We start from the raw sequence: 25,267 nt of genomic DNA, 5'->3' as shown, positions 1-25,267 counted from the left end.
AAACTGCTGCAAGTAAGCGTTTATCGTTACAACCCGGATCAGGATGCTGCTCCGTTCATGCAGGATTTCCAGATCGATACTGATGGCAAAGACATCATGATCCTGGACGTTCTGGCACTGATCAAAGAACAGGACGAAGGCTTCTCCTACCGTCGTTCCTGCCGCGAGGGCGTATGTGGCTCCGACGGTATGAACATCAACGGCAAGAACGGCCTGGCCTGCATCACCCCGTTGTCGGCGGTGGTGAAGGGCAACAAGCTGGTCGTTCGTCCGCTGCCAGGTTTGCCGGTGATCCGTGACCTGGTCGTCGACATGAGCATCTTCTACAAGCAGTACGAAAAGGTGAAACCTTTCCTGCAGAACAATACTCCGGCGCCGGCCATCGAGCGTCTGCAGACTCCAGAAGAGCGCGAAAAGCTCGACGGTCTGTACGAGTGCATTCTGTGCGCGTGCTGCTCGACGTCCTGCCCTTCGTTCTGGTGGAACCCGGACAAGTTCCTCGGTCCAGCGGCACTGCTGCAAGCCTATCGTTTCCTGGCTGACAGCCGTGACACCCACACCGAAGAGCGTCTGGCTGCACTCGATGACCCGTTCAGCGTCTTCCGCTGCCGCGGGATCATGAACTGCGTGAACGTTTGCCCTAAAGGTCTCAACCCGACCAAGGCAATCGGCCACGTACGCAGCATGTTGTTGCAGAGCGGTGTCTGATTTAACTGTTTTATAAGCTGTACCTGCGGCGCCGACTCTTCGGCGCCGCAGTTTAAGAACGAGTCGTTACCCAAAAGGCGGCGACTCTCATTTGAAAAATGACGACCAGCAGGGGCATCCGGGCTGGTACCCGGACTATCTGCGGGATCCGAAGTGGCTTTACCTGGTCGAGGTTAGGCAGGGTAGGTCATGCGGTTTCCACGCCGGTGGTGTCCCCTTACCGAGGGTGACCAAGCATGCAAGAAAGCGTGATGCAGCGCATGTGGGACAGTGCCCACCTATCCGGTGGTAACGCTGCCTACGTGGAAGAGCTCTACGAGCTCTACCTGCACGATCCCAACGCTGTGCCAGAAGAGTGGCGCACCTACTTCCAGAAGCTGCCGGCCGATGGCAACGTCACCAATGACGTTTCCCACTCGACGGTACGCGATCATTTCGTGCTGCTGGCCAAGAACCAGCGCCGCGCTCAACCGGTATCTGCCGGCAGCGTGAGCAGTGAGCACGAGAAGAAGCAGGTCGAAGTCTTGCGACTGATTCAGGCGTATCGGATGCGCGGCCATCAGGCCTCTCAACTCGATCCGCTCGGTCTGTGGCAGCGCCCGGCACCAGCTGATCTGGCGATCAATCATTACGGCCTGACAGACGCCGATCTCGACACCACCTTCCGCACCGGTGAGCTTTACATCGGCAAAGAGGAGGCGACCTTACGCGAGATCTACGTGGCCTTGCAGCAGACATATTGCCGCACCATTGGCGCCGAGTTCACCCATATCGTCGATTCCGAGCAACGCAAGTGGTTCCAGCAGCGTCTGGAAAGCGTGCGCGGTCGTCCGACGGTTTCCCCTGAGGTGCAGAGCCATCTGCTCGAGCGTCTCACTGCCGCTGAAGGCCTGGAAAAATACCTCGGTACCAAGTACCCGGGCACCAAGCGTTTCGGTCTGGAAGGCGGCGAGAGCCTGATTCCGCTGCTCGATGAGCTGATTCAGCGTTCCGGCTCCTACGGCACCAAAGAAATCGTGATCGGCATGGCCCACCGTGGCCGTCTCAACGTGCTGGTCAACACCTTCGGCAAAAACCCGCGCGACCTGTTCGACGAGTTCGAAGGCAAGAAGAAGTTGGTCGAGCTGGGCTCCGGTGACGTTAAGTACCACCAGGGTTTCTCCTCCAACGTGATGACCGCAGGTGGCGAAGTGCACCTGGCGATGGCGTTCAACCCGTCCCACCTGGAGATCGTTTCGCCAGTGGTCGAGGGTTCGGTACGCGCTCGTCAGGACCGTCGCAACGACACCACCGGTGACAAGGTACTGCCGGTTTCCCTGCACGGTGACGCGGCATTCGCCGGTCAGGGTGTGGTCATGGAAACCTTCCAGATGTCGCAGACCCGCGGCTTCAAGACTGGCGGCACCGTACACATCGTCATCAACAACCAGGTTGGCTTCACCATCAGCAACCCGGAAGACTCCCGTTCCACCGAATATTGCACCGACGTCGCCAAGATGATTCAGGCGCCGATCCTGCACGTTAACGGTGATGACCCGGAAGCCGTGCTGTTCGTGACCCAGCTGGCCGTTGACTACCGCATGCAGTTCAAGCGTGACGTGGTGATCGACCTGGTTTGCTACCGTCGTCGCGGCCACAACGAGGCCGACGAGCCGAACGGCACCCAGCCGCTGATGTACCAGCAGATCGCCAAGCAGCGCACCACCCGCGAGCTGTACGCCGACGTGTTGACCCAGTCCAACAGCCTTGACGCCGAAAGCGTGCAGCACAAGGTCGACGACTACCGCAACGCGCTGGACAACGGCCTGCACGTCGTTAAGAGCCTGGTTAAAGAACCGAACAAAGAGCTGTTCGTGGACTGGCGCCCGTACCTGGGTCACACCTGGACTGCCCGTCACGACACCCGCGTGCCGCTGAAAACCCTGCAGGAACTGGCCAGCAAGCTGCTGGAAATTCCCGATGGTTTCGTGGTGCAGCGTCAGGTGTCGAAGATCCTCGAAGATCGTCAGAAAATGGCCGCTGGCGGCCTGCCGATTAACTGGGGCTTTGCCGAAACCATGGCGTACGGCACCTTGCTGTTCGACAAGCACCCGATTCGCCTGACCGGTCAGGACGTGGGCCGCGGCACCTTCTCGCACCGTCACGCGGTGCTGCACAACCAGAAGGATGCTGGCACTTACATTCCGCTGCAGCACCTGTACGAAGGTCAGCCGAAGTTCGACCTGTACGACTCGTTGCTGTCGGAAGAAGCCGTACTGGCCTTCGAATATGGCTACTCGACCACCAAGCCGGATGCGCTGGTGATCTGGGAAGCCCAGTTCGGTGACTTCGCCAACGGTGCGCAAGTGGTTATCGACCAGTTCATCACCAGCGGCGAGCACAAGTGGGGCCGTCTGTGCGGTCTGACCATGCTGCTGCCGCACGGCTATGAAGGGCAGGGGCCTGAGCACTCCTCGGCGCGTCTGGAACGCTACCTGCAGCTGTGCGCTGAGCACAACATTCAGGTGTGCGTGCCGACTACCCCGGCGCAGGTCTACCACATGCTGCGTCGCCAGGTGATTCGTCCGCTGCGTAAGCCATTGGTCGCATTGACGCCGAAGTCGCTGCTGCGCCACAAATTGGCTATTTCGACCCTGGAAGATTTGGCCGAAGGCTCGTTCCAGACAGTGCTTCCGGAGATCGACAGCCTCGATCCGAAGAAAGTGAAACGGTTGGTGCTGTGCAGCGGCAAGGTCTACTACGACCTGCTGGAAAAACGCCGCGCCGAAGGCCGCGAAGATACCGCCATCGTGCGTATCGAGCAGCTGTATCCGTTCCCTGAAGAAGACCTGGCCGAAGTGCTTGCTCCGTACAAGAACCTCGAGCACGTGGTCTGGTGTCAGGAAGAACCGATGAACCAGGGCGCCTGGTATTGCAGCCAGCACCACATGCGTCGTGTTACCACCGCGCACAAGAAAGGCCTGTTCCTCGAGTACGCCGGCCGTGAAGGCTCTGCTGCTCCGGCCTGTGGTTACGCCTCGATGCACGCCGAACAGCAGGAAAAACTGCTGCAGGACGCCTTTACTGTTTAACGCCTTCGTCCAAGAGCCGGCTGCAGCAATCCTGCGGCCGGCTTGCTGAAGAACCCGAATTTAAGGAACCGTACACAATGGCTATCGATATCAAAGCCCCGCAATTTCCGGAATCGGTTGCCGACGGCACCGTTGCTACCTGGCACAAAAAGCCGGGCGACGCCGTCAAGCGCGACGACCTGATCGTCGACATCGAAACCGACAAAGTGGTCATGGAAGTGCTGGCTGAGGCCGACGGCGTTCTGGCTGAAATCGTCAAGAATGAAGGCGACACCGTACTCAGCGGCGAACTGCTGGGTAAGCTGGGTGATGCTGGCGCCGCTGCTGCTCCGGCTGCCGCTGCACCTGCTGCCACCGCTGCTGCCGCCCCGGCTGCCGCACCTGCTGCCGGCAAAGAAGATCTGATCCTCGCTCCAGCCGCGCGCAAGCTGGCTGAAGAGAACGGCATCGACGTGAACACCATTGCCGCCAGCGGCAAAGGCGGTCGTGTTACCAAAGAAGACGTTGTTGCTGCCATCGAAGCCAAGAAAAACGCTCCAGCTGCCGCACCTGCCAAAGCCGCTGCTGCTCCGGCTGCCGCTGCACCGGTATTGGCCGCTGGCGACCGCGTGGAAAAACGCGTTCCGATGACCCGCCTGCGTGCCAAGGTTGCCGAGCGTCTGGTTGAAGCTCAATCGACCATGGCCATGCTGACCACCTTCAACGAAGTCGACATGACTGAAGTGATGGCCCTGCGTACCAAGTACAAAGACCTGTTCGAGAAGACCCACAACGGCGTGCGCCTGGGCTTCATGTCCTTCTTCGTGAAAGCCTCGGTTGAAGCGCTGAAACGCTTCCCGGCGGTGAACGCGTCGATCGACGGCACCGACATCGTCTACCACGGCTACCAGGATATCGGTGTTGCCGTTTCCAGCGATCGTGGCCTGGTGGTTCCGGTTCTGCGTAACGCCGAGCTGATGAACCTGGCAGAAGTGGAAGGCGGCATCGCCAACTTCGGCAAGAAAGCCAAAGAGGGCAAGCTGTCCATCGATGAAATGACCGGTGGCACCTTCACCATCACTAACGGTGGTACTTTCGGTTCGATGATGTCGACCCCGATCGTCAACCCACCGCAAGCTGCCATCCTTGGCATGCACAACATTATTCAGCGTCCGATGGCAATCAATGGTCAGGTTGTCATCCGTCCGATGATGTACTTGGCGCTGTCTTACGACCACCGTCTGATCGATGGCAAGGAGGCCGTGAGCTTCTTGGTAACGATCAAGAACCTGCTGGAGGATCCGGCACGTCTGCTGCTGGATATCTAATCCGTTCTCTGATCACGGCGGCCCCCACAAGGGGCTGGCCGGTTTCATCCGATAAGGAATGAGTTATGACGCAAAAATTTGACGTGGTAGTTATCGGTGCTGGCCCAGGGGGCTACGTAGCCGCCATCAAGGCCGCTCAACTGGGTTTGAAAACTGCCTGTGTCGAGAAGTATCAGGGTAAGGAGGGCAAAACTGCCCTGGGCGGTACCTGCCTGAACGTCGGTTGCATTCCATCCAAGGCGCTGCTGGACAGCTCCTACAAGTACCACGAAGCCCACGAAGGCTTCGCCATCCACGGTATCACCGCGCCAAACGTCACCATTGACGTCAAGGCCATGGTTGCCCGTAAAGACGGCATCGTTAAGAACCTGACTGGCGGCGTTGCCACCCTGTTCAAGGCCAACGGTGTGACCCTGCTCGAAGGCCACGGCAAACTGCTGGCCAACAAACAGGTTGAAGTGACCGGTCTGGACGGCAAAGCCGTTGTCTATGACGCTGAAAACGTGATTTTGGCCTCCGGCTCGCGCCCAGTGGACATTCCACCGGCTCCAGTCGACCAGGACGTGATTGTTGACTCCACCGGCGCGCTGGACTTCCAGGCCGTACCGAAAACCCTCGGCGTGATCGGCGCTGGCGTTATCGGTCTGGAACTGGGTTCGGTTTGGGCGCGTCTGGGTTCGGAAGTGACCGTGCTTGAAGCGCTGGACAAGTTCTTGCCAGCCGCTGACGACGCTGTCGCTAAAGAAGCTCTGAAGATCCTTACCAAGCAGGGCCTGAAGATCAAACTGGGCGCTCGCGTAACCGGTTCGGCTGTGAAGAAGAAGCAAGTCACCGTCACCTACACTGACGCCGAAGGCGAGCAGAAGCAGGTATTCGACAAGCTGATCGTGGCCGTAGGCCGTCGCCCGGTCACCACCGAGCTGTTGGCTTCCGACAGCGGCGTGACCCTGGACGAGCGCGGTTTCATCTTCGTTGACGACCATTGCACCACCAGCGTTCCGGGCGTTTACGCCATTGGTGACGTGGTACGTGGCGCCATGCTCGCGCACAAGGCCTCGGAAGAGGGCGTGATGGTTGCCGAGCGTATCGCCGGCCACAAAGCGCAAATGAACTACGATCTGATCCCTTCGGTTATCTACACCCACCCGGAAATCGCATGGGTCGGTAAAACCGAGCAGGCGCTCAAGGCTGAAGGCGTTGCTGTCAACGTCGGCACCTTCCCGTTTGCCGCCAGTGGCCGTGCCATGGCAGCGAATGACACCGCCGGTTTCGTCAAGGTCATCGCCGATGCCAAGACCGACCGCGTGCTGGGCGTTCATGTAATCGGCCCGGCTGCTGCCGAGCTGGTGCAACAAGGTGCAATCGGTATGGAATTCGGCACCAGTGCCGAAGACCTGGGCATGATGGTGTTCTCGCACCCAACCATGTCCGAAGCGCTGCACGAAGCGGCCTTGGCAGTGAATGGCGGCGCCATCCACATCGCCAACCGCAAGAAGCGCTAACAAGCGACAACAAGAACCACGCCGGGCGGCCCGTTCGTGCGTCTTCTTTGGAAGACGTACTGCGGAATGCCCAGGCGGATCGTTTCTCGAAAACGGTCACAGGTGGCGCGGCAATTATCACGCAGCGTCGAATGCGCAATACCTAACGAAGACGGTAGACAAGCATGAATCTTCACGAGTATCAGGGTAAGCAACTGTTTGCTGAGTACGGCCTGCCCGTATCCAAAGGCTTTGCAGTAAACACCCCGGAAGCGGCCGCTGAGGCCTGCGACAAAATCGGTGGTACCGAGTGGGTTGTCAAAGCCCAGGTCCACGCAGGTGGTCGCGGTAAAGCCGGTGGTGTGAAACTGGTCAAGAGCAAGGAAGAGGCCAAGGCCTTCGCCGCTCAGTGGCTGGGCAAGCGTCTGGTGACCTACCAGACCGACGCCAATGGCCAGCCGGTCAACCAGATTCTGGTTGAGTCCTGCACCGATATCGCCAAAGAGCTGTATCTGGGCGCAGTCGTTGACCGCTCCAGCCGTCGCATCGTGTTCATGGCCTCCACTGAAGGTGGCGTGGACATCGAGAAGATCGCTCACGACACCCCTGAGAAGATCCTCAAAGCCACTATCGATCCACTGGTTGGCGCTCAGCCGTACCAAGGTCGCGACCTGGCCTTCCAACTGGGCCTGCAAGGCGACCAGATCAAGCAGTTCACCCACATCTTCGTTGGCCTGGCCAAGCTGTTCCAGGACTATGACCTGGCTCTGCTGGAAGTGAACCCGCTGGTAATCAAGGCTGACGGCAACCTGCACTGCCTGGACGCCAAGATCAACATCGACAGCAACGCCATGTACCGCCAGCCAAAACTGCGCGCCATGCATGATCCGTCGCAAGATGACCCACGTGAAGCCCACGCTGCCAAGTTCGAACTGAACTACGTAGCCCTGGAAGGCAACATTGGCTGCATGGTCAACGGTGCCGGCCTGGCCATGGGTACCATGGACATCGTCAACCTGCACGGCGGCAAGCCAGCTAACTTCCTCGACGTAGGCGGCGGCGCAACCAAAGAGCGCGTTACCGAAGCGTTCAAAATCATTCTGTCCGATACCAACGTTGCAGCTGTTCTGGTGAACATCTTCGGCGGCATCGTTCGTTGCGACATGATTGCCGAAGGCATCATCGGCGCAGTGAAAGAAGTGGGCGTGAAAATCCCGGTTGTTGTTCGTCTTGAAGGCAACAACGCTGAACTGGGCGCCAAGGTACTGGCAGAAAGCGGCCTGAACATCATCGCGGCAACCAGCCTGACCGACGCTGCTCAGCAAGTCGTCAAAGCTGCGGAGGGCAAGTAATGAGCGTCCTGATCAATAAAGACACCAAAGTCATCTGCCAGGGCTTCACCGGCTCGCAGGGTACTTTCCACTCCGAACAAGCCATTGCCTACGGCACTCAAATGGTTGGCGGCGTGACGCCGGGCAAAGGCGGCACCACTCACCTGGGCCTGCCGGTGTTCAACACCGTTGCTGAAGCCGTGGCCAAAACTGGCGCTACCGCCAGCGTGATCTACGTTCCGGCTCCGTTCTGCAAAGACTCGATCCTGGAAGCTGCTTTCGGCGGCATCAAGCTGATCGTGTGCATCACCGAAGGCATCGCGACCATCGATATGCTGGAAGCCAAGGTCAAGTGCGACGAATTGGGCGTAGTCCTGATCGGCCCGAACTGCCCAGGCGTGATCACTCCGGGCGAATGCAAGATCGGCATCATGCCCGGTCACATTCACCTGCCAGGCAAAGTCGGTATCGTTTCGCGTTCCGGCACCCTGACCTACGAAGCTGTGAAGCAGACCACTGACGCCGGTTTCGGTCAGTCCACCTGCGTCGGCATCGGCGGTGACCCGATCCCAGGCTCCAACTTCATCGACATCCTGAAGCTGTTCCAGGAAGACCCGAAAACCGAAGCCATCGTAATGATCGGCGAAATCGGTGGTTCGGCTGAAGAAGAAGCCGCTGCTTACATCAAAGCCCACGTGACCAAGCCGGTGGTGTCCTACATCGCTGGTGTGACTGCCCCTCCAGGCAAGCGCATGGGCCACGCCGGCGCCATCATCTCTGGTGGTAAAGGTACTGCGGACGAGAAATTCGCCGCCCTGCAAGACGCCGGCGTTAAAACCGTGCGTTCGCTGGCTGACATTGGCAAGGCACTGGCCGAGCTGACCGGCTGGACCGCCAAAAACGCGTAAGCGTTTTAGGCAATAAAAAGGCCACCTTCGGGTGGTCTTTTTTTTGCCTGAACGATCGGCTGCGCGTCGGCGATGCTGCGTTGAAAAGGCTTTTTAAATGCTCATTGGCTACAGCCAACTGCGCTTTAAAAAGCCTTTTCGCCTTGCCTCGCTCTAGCTCGCTCGATCTCGATTTGTGGCGCGGCGTAGCTCGCAACATCAACAGCCTCGATGCTCGGAAAAGATGAACCCCACCGCTGCGCTACACTCCAAACGCAGCCCAACAATAAGGAGAACAACCAATGAGCTTGCCGTTCTGGTGTGTGTTTATTACCGCCGTGCTGATCTTCGTGGCGAAGATTCCGGTGGCCCGGGAAATGAATAAAGAAAGTGGCGGGTACGATAACCACCATCCGCGTGCGCAGCAGGCGCGGTTGACGGGTTTGGGGGCGCGGGCCTATGCCGCGCATCAAAATACGTTCGAGGCCTTCATGCTGTTCGCCGCCGCTGTGTTGATGGCGGCCGTCACGCAGACCCAGGGCTGGCTTATCGATACCTTGGCGGTGATCTTCGTGGTCTGCCGCGTGCTTTACCTGTTTCTGTATTGGGGCGACCTGCATTGGCAGCGCTCGCTGGTTTGGATCGTCGGGTTGGTGTGCACGTTGCTCATTATGCTGAGCCCGACGCTACGCTGAAGCCGATCGGCTGAGGTTGCCTTAACCCGTCATTCCCGCGCAGGCGGGAATCCAGACTTTTGCGTGAGGCAAAGATTTGCGCTAAATCCAACCTTCTGGATCCCCGCCTACGCGGGGGTGGCGCTCCAGAAACAACAAAGGCCCACATCTGTGGGCCTTTGTGTGTAACACCGCAACGAATTACTTGGTGGCTTCGTCGTGGGTTTCTTCGGCTTTCTGCTGAATGGCTTCGCCGGTTTTCTGTGCGGCGTCTTGAGCCGATTCTGCCGAATCCTGGGCGGACTCCTTGGCGGACTCCATCTTGTCTTCCGGGGTTTTATCGCAGGCGGCCATGGTCATGGTCGCGGCAAGCAGCAGGGCATAGGCAATTGGGTTTTTCATGGGCTTGGTCCTTTTTCGCTTTATAGGGGCGATTTTTCTCATCGCTGCGCTTTTGGAGCGTGACCTGTTGCGCGAAGTTCCAAGCAAAGTCGTTGTTGCCGTCGGCGAACGGCACCCAACCGCTGGCCGGGCAGGTATGATGCGGCCCTTATGGATCAACAAGATAGGCCTTGAACATGAGCGATAGCCTGATTCTAGAGCGCGCCCAGCGCTTCCTGTCGGCATTGCGCCACTGTCAGGTATTGGGGTTGACCGTACACGCCATCGACAGCCAGCGCCTGACCCTGCGCCTGCCCTACAGCCGGCAGATTATCGGCAACCCGGAAACCGGCGTGATTCACGGCGGCGCCATCACCACCCTGATGGACACCACCTGCGGCATCTCCACCCTCTGCGTGCTGCCGGACTTCGAAATCTGCCCGACCCTGGACCTGCGCATCGACTACATGCGCCCGGCCGAGCCCAACAAAGACGTGTTCGGCGTGGCCGAGTGCTACCGCGTAACCCCGAACATCATCTTCACCCGCGGCTACGCCTACCAGGACGATCCCGAGCAGCCGATTGCCAATGTGGTCGGCACCTTTATGCGCATGGGCAAAGGCGCGCAGGGCGACACCGAGCTCAAGAGCACGGCGGTCAAACCCGATCAATTCAAAGGCGCCATCGACGGAGGCAAGGCATGAGCGACCTCATTCAGCCACCCCTGAACCTGAACCAACTGGTGCAGGCCGCGCACGAAAAAAACAACTACGACGAGCTGCTGGAACTGACCCCGTACGCCAAGCTGCTGGGCATTGAATGCCTGCGCCTGGGCGATGACATGGTGTTTCGCATTGCGGCCAACAAAGACAACATCGGCAACCCGATTCTGCCGGCCATCCATGGCGGCGTGATCGCCGGCTTTATGGAGCACAGCGCCATGCTCCATTTGTTGATGTTTATGGGCGCGCCGCACTTTCCCAAAATCATCGACTTCTCGATAGATTACCTGCGCGCCGGCCACTATCGTGACACCTTCGCCTCGTGCCAGGTCTGGCGCCAGGGGCGGCGCGTGGCCAACGTGGCAATCACCGCCTGGCAAACCACCCGCAGTGAACCGATAGCGACCGCGCGGGCGCATTTCAAAGTAGATGAGTCGTAAATTGCATCGCTCAGACGCCGCTGTGCACCAATAGGAAAGTGAAATGGATGCTTTGCTGATCCTCGGCGGCTTGCTGCTGATTCTGGTCGGTCTGGTCTGGTTGGTCATGTTGGCGTTCGACACCAGCTTGCTCTGGGGCCTGGGCAGCTTGCTGCCGCCACTCACCCTGGTGTACGTGCTGCGCCATTGGCGCGTGGCGCGCAAAGCCGTGGTGCTCAGCGGCCTGGGGTTTATTCCGCTGATAGTCGGCATGACCATGCTGGCCAATCAGGACGCCCAGCGCCTGCAGGCCATTCTCAGCCTCGACTGGGCACGCCCTGTGGTGCAGGCGCCGGCCGAGCTGGAGATCCACCTGCGCGGCAAGCTCAACGCCCAGCCGTTTGCGCCGCAGCAAGCCGAGCTTATCGATGGCGTGCTGACCCTGCGCGAAGGCGAAGATGTGTTTGCCCGCCGCGAGGTCACCATTCGCATGCCCAGCCTGGCTAACTCCGGCAACGGCCCGGTGCGTGTGGATGTGCTGCCCCAGGACACCGGCAACCAGCCCGAGGTGCAACTGAGCTGGTTGCTGCCCGAACAAGAACTGCCCGAAGCGCGTCGTCTGAACCACGGCTACACCCTGCACCTGAAACTCGATCCGCTAGGGCCGAACAAGCTGGCCGGTGACTTCCATCTGGTGCTGCCACCACCGTTCAAAACCACCTTGAGCGGCACCATCGAGGTATTTACCAACCACCTGCGCTATGTCGACGAGAAGGTTGACACCCGCTACGACTCGCGCGAAACCCTGGAATACGTGATCGACGACTACCTCAAGCGGCGTTACGCCACAGAGCGTGTGGAGCTGGGCATTCTGCCGGTGGTGAATTTTCCTGCCAGCACCATGAGCCTGGATATCGACGCGCGCATTGATGGCCGCAACGAGCATCTGCCCGTTGTTCTGCGCAAAAGCCCGACCCGCGGTTGGGTGGTGGTAGGCGACCGTTATCAGGTAGAAGAAAAACCCAAAACCAGCGCGCCAGCCACCGGCGAAAAACCGCTGACCGCCAACGCTACGGCAGTGCCCAACAGCTCGCTGGACCGGCGCGTGCGTTTCAGCCTGGAGCGCCTGCAAGGCAATCCCAGCCGTTACCAGAACCTGAAAATGCGCATCCTTACCGAGCGCGGCAGCATGGTGGAAGGGCGCTTCAACGGCATCGACGCCGACGGCCAGATCGTGGTGCAACGCAACCTCAACGGGCAGGGCGGGGCGACGTTTGCGGTGGTGCCGGCGCAGATCACCTCCATTGAGTTGCTGGAGCCTTAGCGCACCTAACTTCCAATATCTTCGAACCTGGATCCCAGCCTGCGCTGGGATGACGGGGATGTGGGCGGTTCCTCCGTCATCCCAGCGTAGGCTGGGATCCAGAATGGCCCGCTGTGCATCGATCCTAACCCCTTGAAATCCAACTCCATGCCCCCATCTGTTGGTCATCGCCGCGTTTGCGGCATCTGCCATCAGCTTGGAGTTAAACGACCATGAGTGTGGAAACTCAAAAAGAAACCCTGGGCTTCCAGACCGAGGTGAAGCAACTGCTGCACCTCATGATCCATTCGCTGTATTCCAACAAGGAAATCTTCCTTCGCGAATTGATCTCCAACGCCTCCGACGCCGCCGACAAACTGCGCTTCGAAGCGCTGGCCAATCCAGCCCTGCTGGAAGGTGGCGACGCCCTGCGTATTCGCGTGAGCTTCGACAAGGCCGCCAACACCGTTACCCTCGAGGACAACGGTATCGGCATGAGCCGCGAAGACGCCATCACCCACTTGGGCACCATTGCCAAGTCCGGCACCGCCGACTTCATGAAGCAATTGTCCGGTGATGCGAAAAAAGATTCGCACCTGATCGGCCAGTTCGGTGTGGGCTTCTACTCGGCCTTTATCGTTGCCGACCAGGTGGAAGTATTCAGCCGTCGTGCCGGCGCACTGGCCAGCGAAGGCGTGCACTGGACTTCCAAAGGCGAGGGCGAATTCGAAGTCGCTACCGTCGAGAAAGCCGAGCGCGGCACCCGCATCGTGCTGCATCTCAAAGCCGCTGAAAGCGAGTTCGCTGACGGCTGGCGCCTGCGCAATATCATCACCAAGTACTCCGACCATATCGCCCTGCCAATCGAGTTGCCCAAAGCGCACGAGGGCGAAGACGCGCCGGCCGAGCTGGAGTGGGAAACCGTCAACCGCGCCAGTGCGCTGTGGACTCGCCCACGCACCGAAGTGAAGGACGAGGAATACCAGGCGTTCTACAAACACGTTGCCCACGACTTCGAAAACCCGCTGAGCTGGAGCCACAACAAGGTCGAAGGCAAGCTGGAATACACCTCGCTGTTGTATGTACCGGGCCGTGCGCCGTTCGACCTCTACCACCGCGAAGCCCCCAAGGGCCTGAAGCTCTACGTGCAGCGCGTGTTCGTGATGGACCAGGCCGACGAGTTCCTGCCGCTGTACCTGCGTTTTGTCAAAGGTGTGGTCGACTCCAACGACCTGTCGCTGAACGTCTCGCGTGAAATTCTGCAGAAAGACCCGATCATCGACTCGATGAAATCGGCGCTCACCAAGCGCGTTCTCGACATGCTGGAAAAACTGGCCAAGAACGAGCCTGAGCAATACAAAGGCTTCTGGAAAAACTTTGGTCAGGTGATCAAGGAAGGCCCGGCCGAAGACTTCGCCAACAAAGAGAAAATCGCCGGCCTGCTGCGCTTTGCCTCCACCAGCGATGACAGCGGCGAGCAGAGCGTTGGCCTGGCCGACTACCTGGGCCGCGTCAAAGAAGGCCAGGACAAGATTTACTACCTCACCGGCGAAAGCTACGCCCAGGTGAAAAACAGCCCGCACCTGGAAGTGTTCCGCAAGAAAGGCATCGAAGTGCTGCTGCTCACCGACCGTATCGATGAGTGGCTGATGAGCTACCTCACCGACTTCGACGGCAAGCAATTCGTCGACGTGGCCCGTGGCGACCTCGACCTCGGCAGCCTGGATTCGGACGAAGACAAGAAAACCCAGGAAGAAGCCGCCAAGGCCAAAGAAGGTCTGGTTGAGCGTCTGAAAGCTGCGCTGGGTAGCTCGGTGAGTGAAGTGCGGGTTTCCCACCGCCTGACCGACTCGCCGGCGATTCTCGCCATCGGTGAACAAGACCTGGGCCTGCAAATGCGCCAGATCCTCGAAGCCAGCGGGCAGACAGTGCCGGACTCCAAGCCGATTTTCGAATTCAACCCAGCGCACCCGTTGATCGAGAAGCTCGACAACGAGCAGAGCGAAGAGCGGTTTGGTGACCTGTCGCACATCCTCTTCGACCAGGCGGCCCTGGCCGCTGGCGACAGCCTGAAAGACCCGGCCGCGTACGTGCGCCGCCTTAACAAGCTGCTCGTCGAGTTGTCGGTTTAACGACTAGAGTGAAAACAAAACCCGCTTCGGCGGGTTTTGTCTTTTGCGCTTTCACCACCACGCATTGCCCGTAGGAGCGACCTTGGTCGCGAATCCTGCAAACGTCGCAATCGAAGTTTGCACAGTTCGCCAGCAAGCTGGCTCCTACAAAATCCCCAACCAATAGGAGTGAGTAATGAGCGATTTCACCGTTATTCCCGTGGCGTACAGCGTTGACGGCCAAGCCTACGAAGGCCAACTGGTGTTCGATGCCAGCGTCACCAGCGCCCGCCCGGGCCTGTTATTGGCACCGAACTGGATGGGCGTCACCGGCGGCGCCATCGACCTGGCCAAGAAAGCCGCGGGCAAGGATTACGTGGTGCTGGTCGCCGACATCTACGGCGCCGAAGTACGCCCCAACGGCAACGAACAAGCCGCTGCCGCCATGATGCCGTTGAAAAACGACCGCGCGCTGTTGCGCAAACGCATGCAGGCCAGCCTCGCCACCCTGCAAAGCCAGACACATGCGGCAGTAGCCAGCGACAAACTGGCGGTGTTCGGTTTCTGCTTTGGCGGCTGCTGCGCCCTGGAACTGGCCCGCGATGGCGCGCCGGTTAAAGCCGCCGTCTCTTTCCACGGCACCCTCGACACCCCTAACACCGCCGATGCCAACAACATCCAAGGCAAGGTGCTGGTACTGCACGGCGCGGCTGATCCGCTGGTACCCAAAGAGCAACTGCCGGCCTTCGAAGCCGAGATGGACGCAGCCGGTGTGGACTGGCAACTGGTGAGCTACGGCGGCGCGGTGCACTCGTTCACCGACCCCAAGGCCGACAATATGCCGATGATGAAATACAACCCCGTGGTTAGCGAGCGGGCGTTCAACACCATGGCGCATTTGCTCAAAGAAGTGCTGTAACGACCGACGGTCGTAGGGCGAATATCCGCATCGCGGATATCGTCTGCGCCGATATTCGCCCTACGTCTGCCTACCTAACGCGGCAACTCAATCCGCTCCGTTTCCCCCGCCACCGTCGGCCAATCCCGCGCCGCCCATTTCTCCCGCGCCTTGTCGATCAACGCCGAGTCGCTGGCAACAAAATTCCAATTCATCCGCCGTGGCCCATCCAGCGCTTCACCGCCCACCATGATTACGTGGCAATCGCTCTCGGCGAACAGCGTGTAAGTAACACCTGCCGGCAATACCAGCATGCTCTGCACCGCCAAGGGTTCGTCCTCCAAGCGCGCTTCGCCACTGACAAGGTACAGCGCCCGCTGCTCGTGTTCAGCGGCAATAAACTGCGCCGCGCCGGTGCTCATATGGATATCCGCGAGCAGGGTAGGGGTGGGCACCGGCACCGGCGATTTCAGGCAGAACCCTTCACCTGCCACCAAGCGGATACGCACGCCCAAGGCCTCGCTTTCCGGCAGCTCGGCTGCTGTGTGGTGGCTGTAGCTGGGGCTGCCCTGTTCCAGGTGTTTGGGCAGCGCCAACCACAGCTGCAAACCATGCAACTGCGAGCCGCTCTGCCACAGCTCGGCCGGAGTGCGCTCCACGTGAGCGACGCCTGAGCCTGCAGTCATATAGCTCACGTCGCCGGCCGCCACCTGCTGGTCGGAGCCCAGGCTGTCCTTGTGGATCAGCGCGCCTTCGAACAGGTAGCTCAAGGTCGACAGGCCGATATGCGGATGCTGGCGTACGTTCATGCCGGTGCCCGGCGTATAGCGGTTGCTGAGAATATGGTCGAAGAATACAAAGGGCCCGACGCTGCGGCATTGGGCCGAGGGCAGGGGCCGCAGAATGGGTTGCCCTTCGACATCTTCCGGGCGCGGGCGAATCAGAATCGGGCTGGCCATGGCGCGTTACCCAAGCTGCGTTTCAACGTGGACTTCGGTGCTGGTCATCAGCTTGTGCACCGGGCATTTGTCGGCAATCGTCAGTAACTTGGCCCGCTGTTCCTCGCTGAGCTCGCCTTGCAAGGTCAGGGTTACGTTGAGCGTGTAGTGGCCTTCGCGTTCCTTGCTGTTATCGCGGCTGACGGCCACCTCAATACCGCTGAGCGGCATGCCACGGGCGCGGGCGTATTGGGTGACGGTCAGGGCCTTACAGGCGCCGAGGGCGGTGTCGAAATAATCGTGGGGATCGGGCGCCGCACTTTCGCCGCCAAGTTCGGTCGGCATATCGGTCAACAGCGGCGCCAATTCGGCGATCTGGATGGTATGGCGATAGCTGGTGGCGGACTGACTGGTGACGGTGATGGTCATGACGGCTCTCTGAGAGTGGCGAAGCAGACATCCTGATAGGGCTTACCTGAACCTGCAAGACTAGCTTAGGGTCTATGCTTGGCAGGCATTTTCAGGGAGCGAACCGTTGTCCATTTTCCTCACGCGCATTGCCATACTCCTCACCGGCCTGACCCTCGCCACCAGCGGCCAGGCCCGCAACTACCACTACACCGATGGCCACCTGCACTACGTCGATTTCTTTCAGGAAACCGAAGGCATGGCCGAGCTGATCAAGCAGATGGACGCCAACCGCGTCGACCACGTGATGATCACCGGCATTCCGCTGGCCAAGAAATGGCACGAAGACGAACCCAAGCGCCCGCGCTACTACGCTGGCGACGATGCCGACGCCTATTGGTACAGCGCCACTGATTTTTATGTCGCAGCCGCGCTCGGCGATTTGAACGACAAAGAGCGCGCGCGCTTTCACCCATTTATTTCCGGCTTCAACCCGGTGGACAAGAATGCCGACGCCCATATCGAACGCCTGCTCAAACTCTACCCCGGTTTATGGCAAGGCATTGGCGAGGTCTTCACCCGCCACGACGACCTGACCGCCATCACCTCCGGCGACACGCCACGGGCCAACAACGAGGCCATGGCGCGCGTCTACCACCTGGCGGCCGAACACGATATGCCGGTGCTGCTGCATAGCAACATCACCTCCAAGCGCGAGAAAAACCCGTTGTACCTGGCCGAGGTGGAAGGGCCGCTGCGCAACCATCCACACACTCGCTTCATCTGGGCCCACGCCGGCACGAGCCTGGAGTTGCACCGCCATCAAACCCAGCTGGACTTCGTACGGCCGACGCTGGAACGCATGCTTGAGGCGTACCCCAACTTGTATATCGATCTGTCCTGGAGCGTGCTGAAGCCGTACTTGCTCGACGACAATGGCAAGCCGGACGGCGAGTGGCTGGCGTTGGTGAAACGTTTTCCCGACCGCTTTATGCTGGGCTCCGATGTGGTCGGCAAGTTCGGCAGCATTGGCGAGCAGATGCATGGCTTCGACCCGTTTCTGGACGCCTTGCCAGCGGATGTGGCGCAGAACGTTGCGCGGGATAATTTTTTGAATGTGCTGCCGCGTAAGCTGAAATAAGCCTTCGCTCAGCCTTGCTGAAAACCTGTCATCAGACTGTCATTGCTGCGTCATAAGCTCTCGCGATCCCCAATCAAGGAGCGCGATATGCAAGTCATCCGTATGAGTTCGCTGGCGGCACTGCTGCTGTGTGGTTTGAGCCAAGTGGCCGTAGCCGAAGTGCGCGTGGATGGCCCGGTGGAATTCGGTATTTTCGAAACCTCGGCCAAAGACCTGCAACCTGGCGAGCGCGTACTTACCCGAGCTCAGCAAACCATCCATAACACGGATGTGATTCCGGCCAAGCTAGGCACCAAGTTCGGCATTCGCTATACCCTGGTGAACAAGAAAGCCGACGACACCCCGCTGACCCTGCTGTACCTCACCCCTGGCATTCAGTCGGCCGATGGCCGTCATGACAAGCTGGTGGTCGAGCAGAAACTGGTGGTCGGCGCGCCGCAAGACGTGATGGCCTACGAATTCAGCGAGTACAGCGAAATGGCCAAAGGCGAGTGGCGCTTTATGGTGTTTCAGGGGGACCGCCTGCTGGCGCAAAAATCCTTTACGGTGCAGTAAACCCTTGCGCTCCACCCAGCCCGAGCCGCCACGCGCCTCGGGCTTTTTTGTATTCGTAGGATGGGTAGAGCGCAGCGAAACCCATCGTTACGCGATCGACGGGCTCTACCCATCCTACGGTGCGCGTTAAGCCAAGGCCTCGCCGATTCCCTCGCGCCTGCTAATTTCCTTGCACCGGTTGGCAGCGAGGCAACACTTTGTTACTTTGCCTGCACTATCGTACCAATTGACCATAGGTGCTCATCCACCACGGTGATGCTGCATGGGGGCGATGGAGTTTCTGCTGCGGGCAACACAAGGCGATGTGCACGCCTGCCCACAGCAGCCGAGAGACGAATAAAAACAGGGTGGCCGTAAGCAGCTGCCCGAATAATCTTGGCCGATAAGGAGCGTTGTCGATGAACACACGTGTGTGCTTTTCCAGGTTGAAAGTGCGCCCATGGCAGGCAGGAGCGGCATTGGCGCTGCTGCCATTGTTGGTGGCAGGGACGGTGCAAGGGGCTGAATTCAGCTTCGCCGACAACGAGGTAACCGGCTCGTTGGATACCACCCTTTCTTATGGCTCGATGTGGCGCGTGCAAGGCCGCGACAAGAGCAATATCACCGATATCAACGCCGATGACGGCAACCGCAACTTCGACACGGGCCTGGTTTCCGAAGTCTACAAAGCCACCTCCGACCTGTCGGCCAAGTACCAGAATTACGGCCTGTTCGTGCGCGGCACCGCGTTCTACGACACGCAGATCATGGACAAGCGCAACGACTATTACGGCACCACCGACGGTGTCGAGCGCCCCAGCCAGAACTTCCCCAACGACAACGAATTCACCGAAGACACCCGCCATAACGCCGGTCGCAAGGCGCAGATTCTCGACGCGTATCTGTACGGCAATTGGGATATCTACGAAAAACCGCTGGCCGCCAAGGTCGGTCGCCAGGTCATCAGCTGGGGCGAGGGCGTGTTCTACCGCGGTGGCGTGAACACCGTAAACCCGGTGGATGCGGCCAAATTCCACCTGCCGGGCTCCGAGCTCAAAGAAGTGCTGGTGCCCATGGAAGCGTTCAGCTTCAACGTCGGCCTCACCGACGACCTGTCCATGGAAGCCTTCTACCAGTGGAAATGGAAAGAAACCCAACTGGACCCGGCCGGCACCTATTTCGGTGATACCGACCTGTTCGCCGAAGGCGGCAATACGGCTTACACAACCGAAGCGGCACTGGCGCCGGCCATGGTTGGCTACAACGCCATTCTTGGCCTCGCGCCCGGCCTGCTGGGCCAGGGTCCCAAAGGCGCAAACGCTTACCTGAATCCAGCCACTGGCGTGTTTAAAGTGGCCAATATCGGCAAAGACATCGAAGCCGATGACAGCGGCCAGTTCGGCGTGTCATTCCGCTACATCGCCGAGGAGCTGAACTCCACCGAGTTCGGTTTTTACTTCGTTAACTACCATGCCAAGGAACCGCAGATCGCCATCGACCTGACCCGCTACAACGGTGTGGATTTGACCACCCTGGGCGGTATTGCCGGGCCGGGCGCCGGAGCGATTGCCACCCTCGACCTGGCCAGTAACGCCGAAGCACGCCGCGACTATGTGGAAGATATCCGCATGTACGGCTTCAGCTTCAACACCACGGTCGGTGATGCCTCGTTCTCCGGTGAAGTGGCCTACCGGCCGAACGCGCCCATCAGCATTTCCGCCACCGACGACCTGCTAGGCGACCTGCTTACCCAGGGCGTGCTCGGCTCGCCGCTGCTGGACAGCAACGTCGCTGGCGACCAGGCGTGCGCCGCCGTGTCCGGCAAACAACTGTGCCGCTCTTCGCTGTTCGAAAACTACGAGCGCGCCGAGACCTACAACATCTCGCTTTCCACCATCTACAACTTCGGGCCGCTGGTGAGCTTCGACTCGGTGATGGGCGTGGCGGAAATCGCCTCACAACATATCCGTGGCAGCAGCCTGAGCTACACCGCGTTTGATGGCAGCACGCGCAAATTCGCCAGCACCACCGACAAGGCCTATGTCGGCGGCAACAGCGACTCCGACCAGATCAGCCGCGACAGCTACGGCTACACCTTGCTGCTCTCCGGTAGCTGGAACGATGTGTACGCCGGGGTGAAATTGTCCCCGTACGTGGTGTACCAGGACGACTTCCAAGGCAACTCCGACCGTACCGGCAACTTTATCGAAGGGCGCAAGGCGTACACCCTGGGGATGGATGCCAGCTACCTGAACGCTTTCGAAGTAGGGCTGCAGTACACCGAGTACTACGGCGCCGGCCAGAACAACTCGATGCGCGACCGCGACAACGTGTCGTTAAGCGCCAAGTACTCGTTTTGATGCCTGACAGAATTCTGGAGAACCGTGCATGTTGAATAAGAGCTCACTGCTGCTCGCGGCCATTGTGCTGGCCCTGGGCACCACCGATAGCCTGGCCGGCGTTTCCGCGCAGCAAGCCGCCACGCTGAAAACCACCCTGACGCCCTTTGGCGCCGAGAAGGCCGGCAACGCCGCCGGCACCATTCCAGCCTGGACCGGCGGCATGACCCAGGCGCCTGCTGGCTACAAAGGCCCGGGCGCGCACCACGTCGATCCGTTTGCCGGCGAGAAGCCGCAATTCACCATTACCAAGGCCAATCTGGAGCAATACAAAGCCAACCTCACGGCGGGGCAGATCGCGTTGTTCAATGCCTACCCGGAAACCTTCCAGATGCCGGTCTACCCGAGCCACCGCACCGGCTCTGCACCGCAATGGATCTACGACAACACCTTCAACAACGCCACCTCCGCCAAGGTGCTCGACGGCGGTAACGGTTTTGCCGATGCCTATGGCGGCATTCCCTTTCCCATTCCGCAAAGCGGCGTGGAAGCGGTGTGGAACCATATCGTGCGCTACCGCGGCACCTACGTGATCCGCCGCTCCGCCGAGGCCGGCGTGCAGCGCAACGGCCAATACTCGCTGGTGACCTCGCAAGACGAAGCCCTGTTTCGCTTCTACAACCCCAAGAGCAACTACAGCGAACTGAACAACACGCTGTTCTATTACATGACCTTCACCACGGCGCCGGCGCGTCTGGCCGGTAACGGTGCGCTGGTGCAAGAGATGCTCGACCAGGTGAAAGAACCGCGCCAAGCCTGGGGCTACAACCCCGGCCAGCGCCGCGTCCGCCGTGCGCCCACCCTGGCCTACGACACGCCAATCGAAGCCTCCGATGGCCTGAAAACCGCCGATGACACCGACATGTACAACGGTGCGCCGGACCGCTACGACTGGACCCTGGTCGGCAAGAAGGAAATCTACATTCCCTACAACAACTACCTGCTTACCAGCCCCGAGGTGAAATACGAAGACCTGCTCAAGCCTGGCCATATCAACCCCAAATACACCCGTTACGAATTGCACCGGGTGTGGGTGGTGGAAGGCAAGCTGAAGGCCGGCGCACGGCATATCTACTCCAAGCGCACCTTGTTCCTCGACGAAGACAGCTGGGGCGCTGCGGTGGTGGACCAGTATGACGGCCGTGGCGAATTGTGGCGGGTGTCGATGGCCTACCTGAAAAGCTTCTACGAGCTGCCGGCGGTGTGGACCGCGCTGGATACCTTCCATGACCTGCAGGCACGGCGCTATAGCGTGCAATGGCTGGATAACGAAGAACCGGGCACGGCGGACTTCAGCAAGCCGTCGCCGGATGATTCGAACTTCAGCCCGGCGGCGTTGCGGCGCAAGGCGTCCAGATAAGGCTTGAGGTGGCGGCGCCTGGGCGCGTTCCCCTCACCCCAGCCCTCTCCCCTGGGAGAGGGGGCAAACCAAACTCAACGGCTTTTCACCCCTCGCCCGCTTGCGGGAGAGGGGCCGGGGGTGAGGGCCAGCCCAACGCAAATCCCAAAACAACAAGGGCGCCCCGAAGGCGCCCTTGTTGTTTGCGGGTCAGAATCGCAGCTTAAGCCGCGATACTGATCTGCGAGCCCACGCTCGATGCTTCGTAGCCCGACCCAGTCTCATACTGCTTCATCAACGCCTGCACCAGGCTGGCATACAGTGCGTTCTTGTCGCTGTCACTGCTGGTGGTGGAGCTGCTGGAGCTGTCGGTTGCGCTGAGCAGGGTGCTCAGTTCGTCCTTGCTGATGCTGCCATCGCCGTCGGCGTCCAGCTGGCTGAACAGCTCGTCGGTATCGCTACCGCTAGCCGACGGTGGCGGTGGTGGCGGGCCGGCCAGGGACTTGGTTTCGTCCAGGCTGAGGCTGCCGTCTTCGTCGCTGTCGAGCGAGGCGAACAGGGTCGAAATATCGTCGCTGCTCATGCTGTCGCCGATGGCGCTGGTCAGCTCGTCCTGGGTGACGGTGCCGTCACTGTCGCTGTCCAGGCTGGCAAACAACTCTTCGGGGTTGGGGCCACCGGGGCCGCCTGGCGGAGGCGGGGGCGGGGCGAGGGCGGCGGTTTCATCTTCGTCGATGCTGCCGTCGCTGTTGGCATCCAGTTGCGCGAACAGATCGTCAATATCGATCTCGCCCAGGCTGGAATCACTTTCCGTGGCCTTGCTCAACGCCGTCGTCAGTTCGTCTTTGTCTACGCTGCCATCGCTGTTGCTATCGAGCAGCTTGAACAGTTTCTCCTGAGCATCCGTCGACCCACCCACGCAACTGGTAGCACTGCTGCTACTCGAACTGCTGCTACGTGAGCTGGCCGTCGAGCTATAGGAGTAGCTCGAGTAACCGCTGACACCACTTATCATGGGAGTCGCTCCTGTGAAGTTGGAACCCGAAGAGGGTTTCTTCGGTGATGCCAGATTCCGGGGACTGTATGTCGAGGGTGTGTGCAGTTTGTATCTCTACACGTACAAACGTGATGGTTGGTATCGGCGTATGCACCGACGATTCTGGATCCCCGCCTGCGCGGGGATGACGGATGTCTGTGCAAAACTCCCGTCATCCCAGCGAAGGCTGGGATCCAGGTACGCAGATGCAGTGCTAGTACGCCAGAAAAGCGCTATTGGCGCGGCAAACGCAGCACGCAGGTAAGACCACCCCCCTTGGTCTCGCGCAGGGAAATATCGCCGCCCTGACGCTGCGCCGCCTCGCGGGCAATGGTCAGCCCCAGGCCGACGCCGCCGGAGTTGCGGTTGCGCGAGCCTTCGACGCGGAAGAAAGGTTCGAACACGCTTTCACGTTGTTCCGCAGCAATGCCGGGGCCGTGGTCGCACACGTGCACTTCAATAAAGTCGTGGTGGTCGTGCATTTCGATGCGCGCATGGCCGGCATAGCGCAGGGCGTTGTTCAGCAGGTTGCTGATGGCCGAACGCAGGGCCAGCGGCTGTACCCGCAGCGGCGCGCAGTGGCCTTGCAAGGTGACATCGGCGCCCTGGTCCTGGGCGTTTTCGGTCAGCGACTCCACCAGCGCCTGCACGTCGAACCATTGCAAGGCCTCGGTGGCGCGCTGCTCGTGCAGGTAGCGCAGGGTGGCGTCGAGCATGTCGATCATTTCAGCCAGGTCCTGGCCCATGCGTTCACGCAGGTGAGCGTTGGGCACTTGCTCCAGGCGCAATTTAAGCCGCGACAACGGCGTGCGCAGGTCGTGGGAAACGGCGGCCAGCATGCGCCCACGTTGTTTCACCTGCTCGCGGATGCGCTGCTGCATGGTATTGAAGGTGCGTGCGGCTTTGCGCGCCTCCAGTGGGCCTTCTTCGGGCAGGGGCGGGGCATCGAGGTTTTCGCTAAGGCGCTCGGCGGCTTCGGACAGCCGCTGTATCGGCCGGCTCAGCAGCTTGGCGCCGAACCAGCCGGCAATCACCAGGGTGAACATCTGGAACATCAGCGGCACCAACGGGCCACTCAACGGCCCTGGGCCTGGGCCTGGGCGTGGCGGTTGGCGGCCTTCCATGGGCGGCTGGTCTGGGCGCATCTGCTGGCCTTCGGGCCGTGGGCCGGGCATTTCCTGTGCCGGTGGTGGCCCACCCTCCGGCGGCATCGGGCGCGGGCCGCCGTACTGGCTAAACCAGGCAAACGCGAGCAGGTGCGCCAACACGATCGAGAGCAGCAACATGCCGAACAGGCGGGCAAACAGGGTGTCAGCAGACCGCATCAACCAATCTCACGTGCGTCGAACAGATAGCCCTCGCCGCGCACGGTCTTGATCAGGCGCGGCGACTTGGGGTCATCGCCCAGTTTCTGCCGCAGGCGTGACACCAGCAAGTCGATGCTGCGGTCGAACGCTTCGATGGAACGGCCGCGGGCGGCGTCCAGCAATTGCTCGCGGTTCAGCACCCGGCGCGGGCGTTCGAGAAATACCCAGAGCAAGCGGAATTCAGCGTTGGACAACGGCACCACCAAGCCGTCGGGGGCCTGCAGCTGGCGCAATACGCCGTTCAGATGCCAGTCGTCGAAACGAATGCTCGACCGCTCATCGGTGCGCGGCGCATCGCGGTCATCGCGCACCCGGCGCAGGATGCTCTGAATCCGCGCCACCAGCTCGCGGGGTTCGAAAGGCTTGGCCATGTAATCATCGGCGCCCAGTTCCAGACCGATGATGCGGTCGGTGGGCTCGCAGCGCGCGGTGAGCATCAGAATCGGAATATCCGAATTGCTGCGCAGCTCACGGCACAGCTCCAGGCCATCTTCGCCGGGCAGCATAAGGTCGAGAATGATCACATCGAAACGGCTGGCGGCCAGCGCCTTGCGCATGCCGGTGCCATCGCCAACGGCTTCGCTGGCGATGTTGAAACGCGTCAGGTAACCGCTCAGCAGTTCGCGCAGCTCGATATTGTCGTCGACGATCAGCGCGCGTGTAGTTCTTGAGCGGACGTCCCGTTCGTTAAGGGCTTCCATCGGGCGTAGGCTCCGTAATTCGTGGGGCATTGGCAAAGCGGCCGCCATGCTGAGGGGCGGGCGTATCGACAACATGTCGTTAATGTATCCAGCTTGGTACAAAAGCGCAGT

At 60.2% G+C, this 25,267-nt stretch carries 22 protein-coding genes; 16 read left to right on the top strand and 6 right to left on the bottom strand.

The window, feature by feature from the left end:
• Positions 1-3: 3 nt before the first annotated feature.
• The 7 genes from PKE98_RS18420 to PKE98_RS18390 all read left to right on the top strand — a co-directional run bounded on the left by PKE98_RS18420 (position 4) and on the right by PKE98_RS18390 (position 9,480).
• Positions 4-708, top strand: a complete 705-nt coding sequence (locus PKE98_RS18420; RefSeq protein WP_271196859.1) for a succinate dehydrogenase iron-sulfur subunit — start codon at positions 4-6, stop codon at positions 706-708.
• 236 nt (positions 709-944) lie between these two features.
• Positions 945-3,779 (top strand): 2-oxoglutarate dehydrogenase E1 component, encoded by a 2,835-nt coding sequence (locus PKE98_RS18415; RefSeq protein ID WP_271196786.1) that lies wholly within the window; start codon positions 945-947, stop codon positions 3,777-3,779.
• A gap of 77 nt (positions 3,780-3,856) precedes the next feature.
• A complete protein-coding gene (odhB, locus tag PKE98_RS18410; protein ID WP_271196785.1) occupies positions 3,857-5,086 on the top strand; it encodes a 2-oxoglutarate dehydrogenase complex dihydrolipoyllysine-residue succinyltransferase in 1,230 nt (409 codons plus the stop codon).
• A 65-nt stretch (positions 5,087-5,151) separates the two neighbouring features.
• Positions 5,152-6,588 (top strand): dihydrolipoyl dehydrogenase, encoded by a 1,437-nt coding sequence (lpdA, locus tag PKE98_RS18405; protein ID WP_271196784.1) that lies wholly within the window; start codon positions 5,152-5,154, stop codon positions 6,586-6,588.
• A 164-nt stretch (positions 6,589-6,752) separates the two neighbouring features.
• A complete protein-coding gene (gene sucC / locus PKE98_RS18400; RefSeq protein WP_271196783.1) occupies positions 6,753-7,919 on the top strand; it encodes an ADP-forming succinate--CoA ligase subunit beta in 1,167 nt (388 codons plus the stop codon).
• Positions 7,919-8,806, top strand: coding sequence for a succinate--CoA ligase subunit alpha (sucD, locus tag PKE98_RS18395; protein WP_271196782.1), 888 nt, complete (start codon positions 7,919-7,921; stop codon positions 8,804-8,806). The genes sucC and sucD overlap by 1 nt, the downstream gene beginning before the upstream one ends.
• 281 nt (positions 8,807-9,087) lie before the next feature.
• Complete coding sequence (locus tag PKE98_RS18390; RefSeq protein WP_271196781.1) at positions 9,088-9,480, top strand: MAPEG family protein; 393 nt, start codon at positions 9,088-9,090, stop codon at positions 9,478-9,480.
• A gap of 180 nt (positions 9,481-9,660) precedes the next feature.
• On the opposite strand, the gene PKE98_RS18385 is transcribed toward PKE98_RS18390, so the two are convergent.
• Positions 9,661-9,861, bottom strand: coding sequence for a hypothetical protein (locus PKE98_RS18385; RefSeq protein ID WP_271196780.1), 201 nt, complete (start codon positions 9,859-9,861; stop codon positions 9,661-9,663).
• Between the two features lie 176 nt (positions 9,862-10,037).
• On the opposite strand from PKE98_RS18385, the gene PKE98_RS18380 reads away from it, so the two are divergent.
• The 5 genes from PKE98_RS18380 (at position 10,038) to PKE98_RS18360 (ending at position 15,314) form a co-directional block, all read left to right on the top strand.
• Positions 10,038-10,544 (top strand): PaaI family thioesterase, encoded by a 507-nt coding sequence (locus PKE98_RS18380; protein ID WP_271196779.1) that lies wholly within the window; start codon positions 10,038-10,040, stop codon positions 10,542-10,544.
• Positions 10,541-11,002, top strand: coding sequence for a PaaI family thioesterase (locus tag PKE98_RS18375; protein WP_271196778.1), 462 nt, complete (start codon positions 10,541-10,543; stop codon positions 11,000-11,002). Before PKE98_RS18380 ends, PKE98_RS18375 begins: the two co-directional genes overlap by 4 nt.
• 43 nt (positions 11,003-11,045) lie before the next feature.
• The gene (locus PKE98_RS18370; RefSeq protein ID WP_271196777.1) at positions 11,046-12,305 is read left to right on the top strand and encodes an MFS transporter; all 1,260 of its coding nucleotides are present in this window, start codon (positions 11,046-11,048) and stop codon (positions 12,303-12,305) included.
• Between the two features lie 212 nt (positions 12,306-12,517).
• A complete protein-coding gene (gene htpG / locus PKE98_RS18365) occupies positions 12,518-14,416 on the top strand; it encodes a molecular chaperone HtpG (protein WP_271196776.1) in 1,899 nt (632 codons plus the stop codon).
• 175 nt (positions 14,417-14,591) lie between these two features.
• Positions 14,592-15,314, top strand: coding sequence for a dienelactone hydrolase family protein (locus PKE98_RS18360; RefSeq protein WP_271196775.1), 723 nt, complete (start codon positions 14,592-14,594; stop codon positions 15,312-15,314).
• Positions 15,315-15,388: 74 nt separating this feature from the next.
• On the opposite strand, the gene PKE98_RS18355 is transcribed toward PKE98_RS18360, so the two are convergent.
• Both PKE98_RS18355 and PKE98_RS18350 read right to left on the bottom strand, forming a co-directional pair.
• The gene (locus PKE98_RS18355; protein WP_271196774.1) at positions 15,389-16,252 is read right to left on the bottom strand and encodes a pirin family protein; all 864 of its coding nucleotides are present in this window, start codon (positions 16,250-16,252) and stop codon (positions 15,389-15,391) included.
• A 6-nt stretch (positions 16,253-16,258) separates the two neighbouring features.
• Entirely contained in the window at positions 16,259-16,660 is a 402-nt protein-coding gene (locus PKE98_RS18350; RefSeq protein ID WP_271196773.1) for an OsmC family protein, read from the bottom strand.
• 112 nt (positions 16,661-16,772) lie between these two features.
• On the opposite strand from PKE98_RS18350, the gene PKE98_RS18345 reads away from it, so the two are divergent.
• From PKE98_RS18345 to PKE98_RS18330, 4 genes are all read left to right on the top strand, one after another.
• Positions 16,773-17,780: an amidohydrolase family protein gene (locus PKE98_RS18345; RefSeq protein WP_271196858.1), complete on the top strand. Its 1,008-nt coding sequence runs from the start codon at positions 16,773-16,775 to the stop codon at positions 17,778-17,780.
• Between the two features lie 87 nt (positions 17,781-17,867).
• Entirely contained in the window at positions 17,868-18,335 is a 468-nt protein-coding gene (locus PKE98_RS18340; RefSeq protein WP_271196772.1) for a DUF3859 domain-containing protein, read from the top strand.
• Between the two features lie 398 nt (positions 18,336-18,733).
• Positions 18,734-20,674 carry a DUF1302 domain-containing protein gene (locus PKE98_RS18335; protein ID WP_271196771.1) on the top strand — a complete coding sequence of 647 codons (1,941 nt, stop codon included), beginning with the start codon at positions 18,734-18,736 and terminating at the stop codon, positions 20,672-20,674.
• Positions 20,675-20,702: 28 nt separating this feature from the next.
• The gene (locus tag PKE98_RS18330) at positions 20,703-22,073 is read left to right on the top strand and encodes a DUF1329 domain-containing protein (protein WP_271196770.1); all 1,371 of its coding nucleotides are present in this window, start codon (positions 20,703-20,705) and stop codon (positions 22,071-22,073) included.
• A gap of 202 nt (positions 22,074-22,275) precedes the next feature.
• Here PKE98_RS18330 and xopAW read toward each other — a convergent pair whose 3' ends face one another.
• From xopAW to PKE98_RS18315, 3 genes are all read right to left on the bottom strand, one after another.
• Positions 22,276-23,067: an EF-hand domain-containing protein gene (xopAW, locus tag PKE98_RS18325; protein WP_271196769.1), complete on the bottom strand. Its 792-nt coding sequence runs from the start codon at positions 23,065-23,067 to the stop codon at positions 22,276-22,278.
• A 254-nt stretch (positions 23,068-23,321) separates the two neighbouring features.
• Entirely contained in the window at positions 23,322-24,413 is a 1,092-nt protein-coding gene (locus tag PKE98_RS18320) for a sensor histidine kinase (RefSeq protein ID WP_271196768.1), read from the bottom strand.
• Positions 24,413-25,156, bottom strand: coding sequence for a response regulator (locus PKE98_RS18315; protein ID WP_271196767.1), 744 nt, complete (start codon positions 25,154-25,156; stop codon positions 24,413-24,415). The genes PKE98_RS18320 and PKE98_RS18315 overlap by 1 nt, the downstream gene beginning before the upstream one ends.
• Positions 25,157-25,267 lie beyond the last annotated feature (111 nt).

Source organism: Pseudomonas turukhanskensis (assembly GCF_027922365.1).
Classification (GTDB): domain Bacteria; phylum Pseudomonadota; class Gammaproteobacteria; order Pseudomonadales; family Pseudomonadaceae; genus Aquipseudomonas; species Aquipseudomonas turukhanskensis.
The sequence above is the reverse complement of the archived record's forward strand: the minus strand, read 5'-3'. Positions and strand labels throughout refer to the sequence as shown.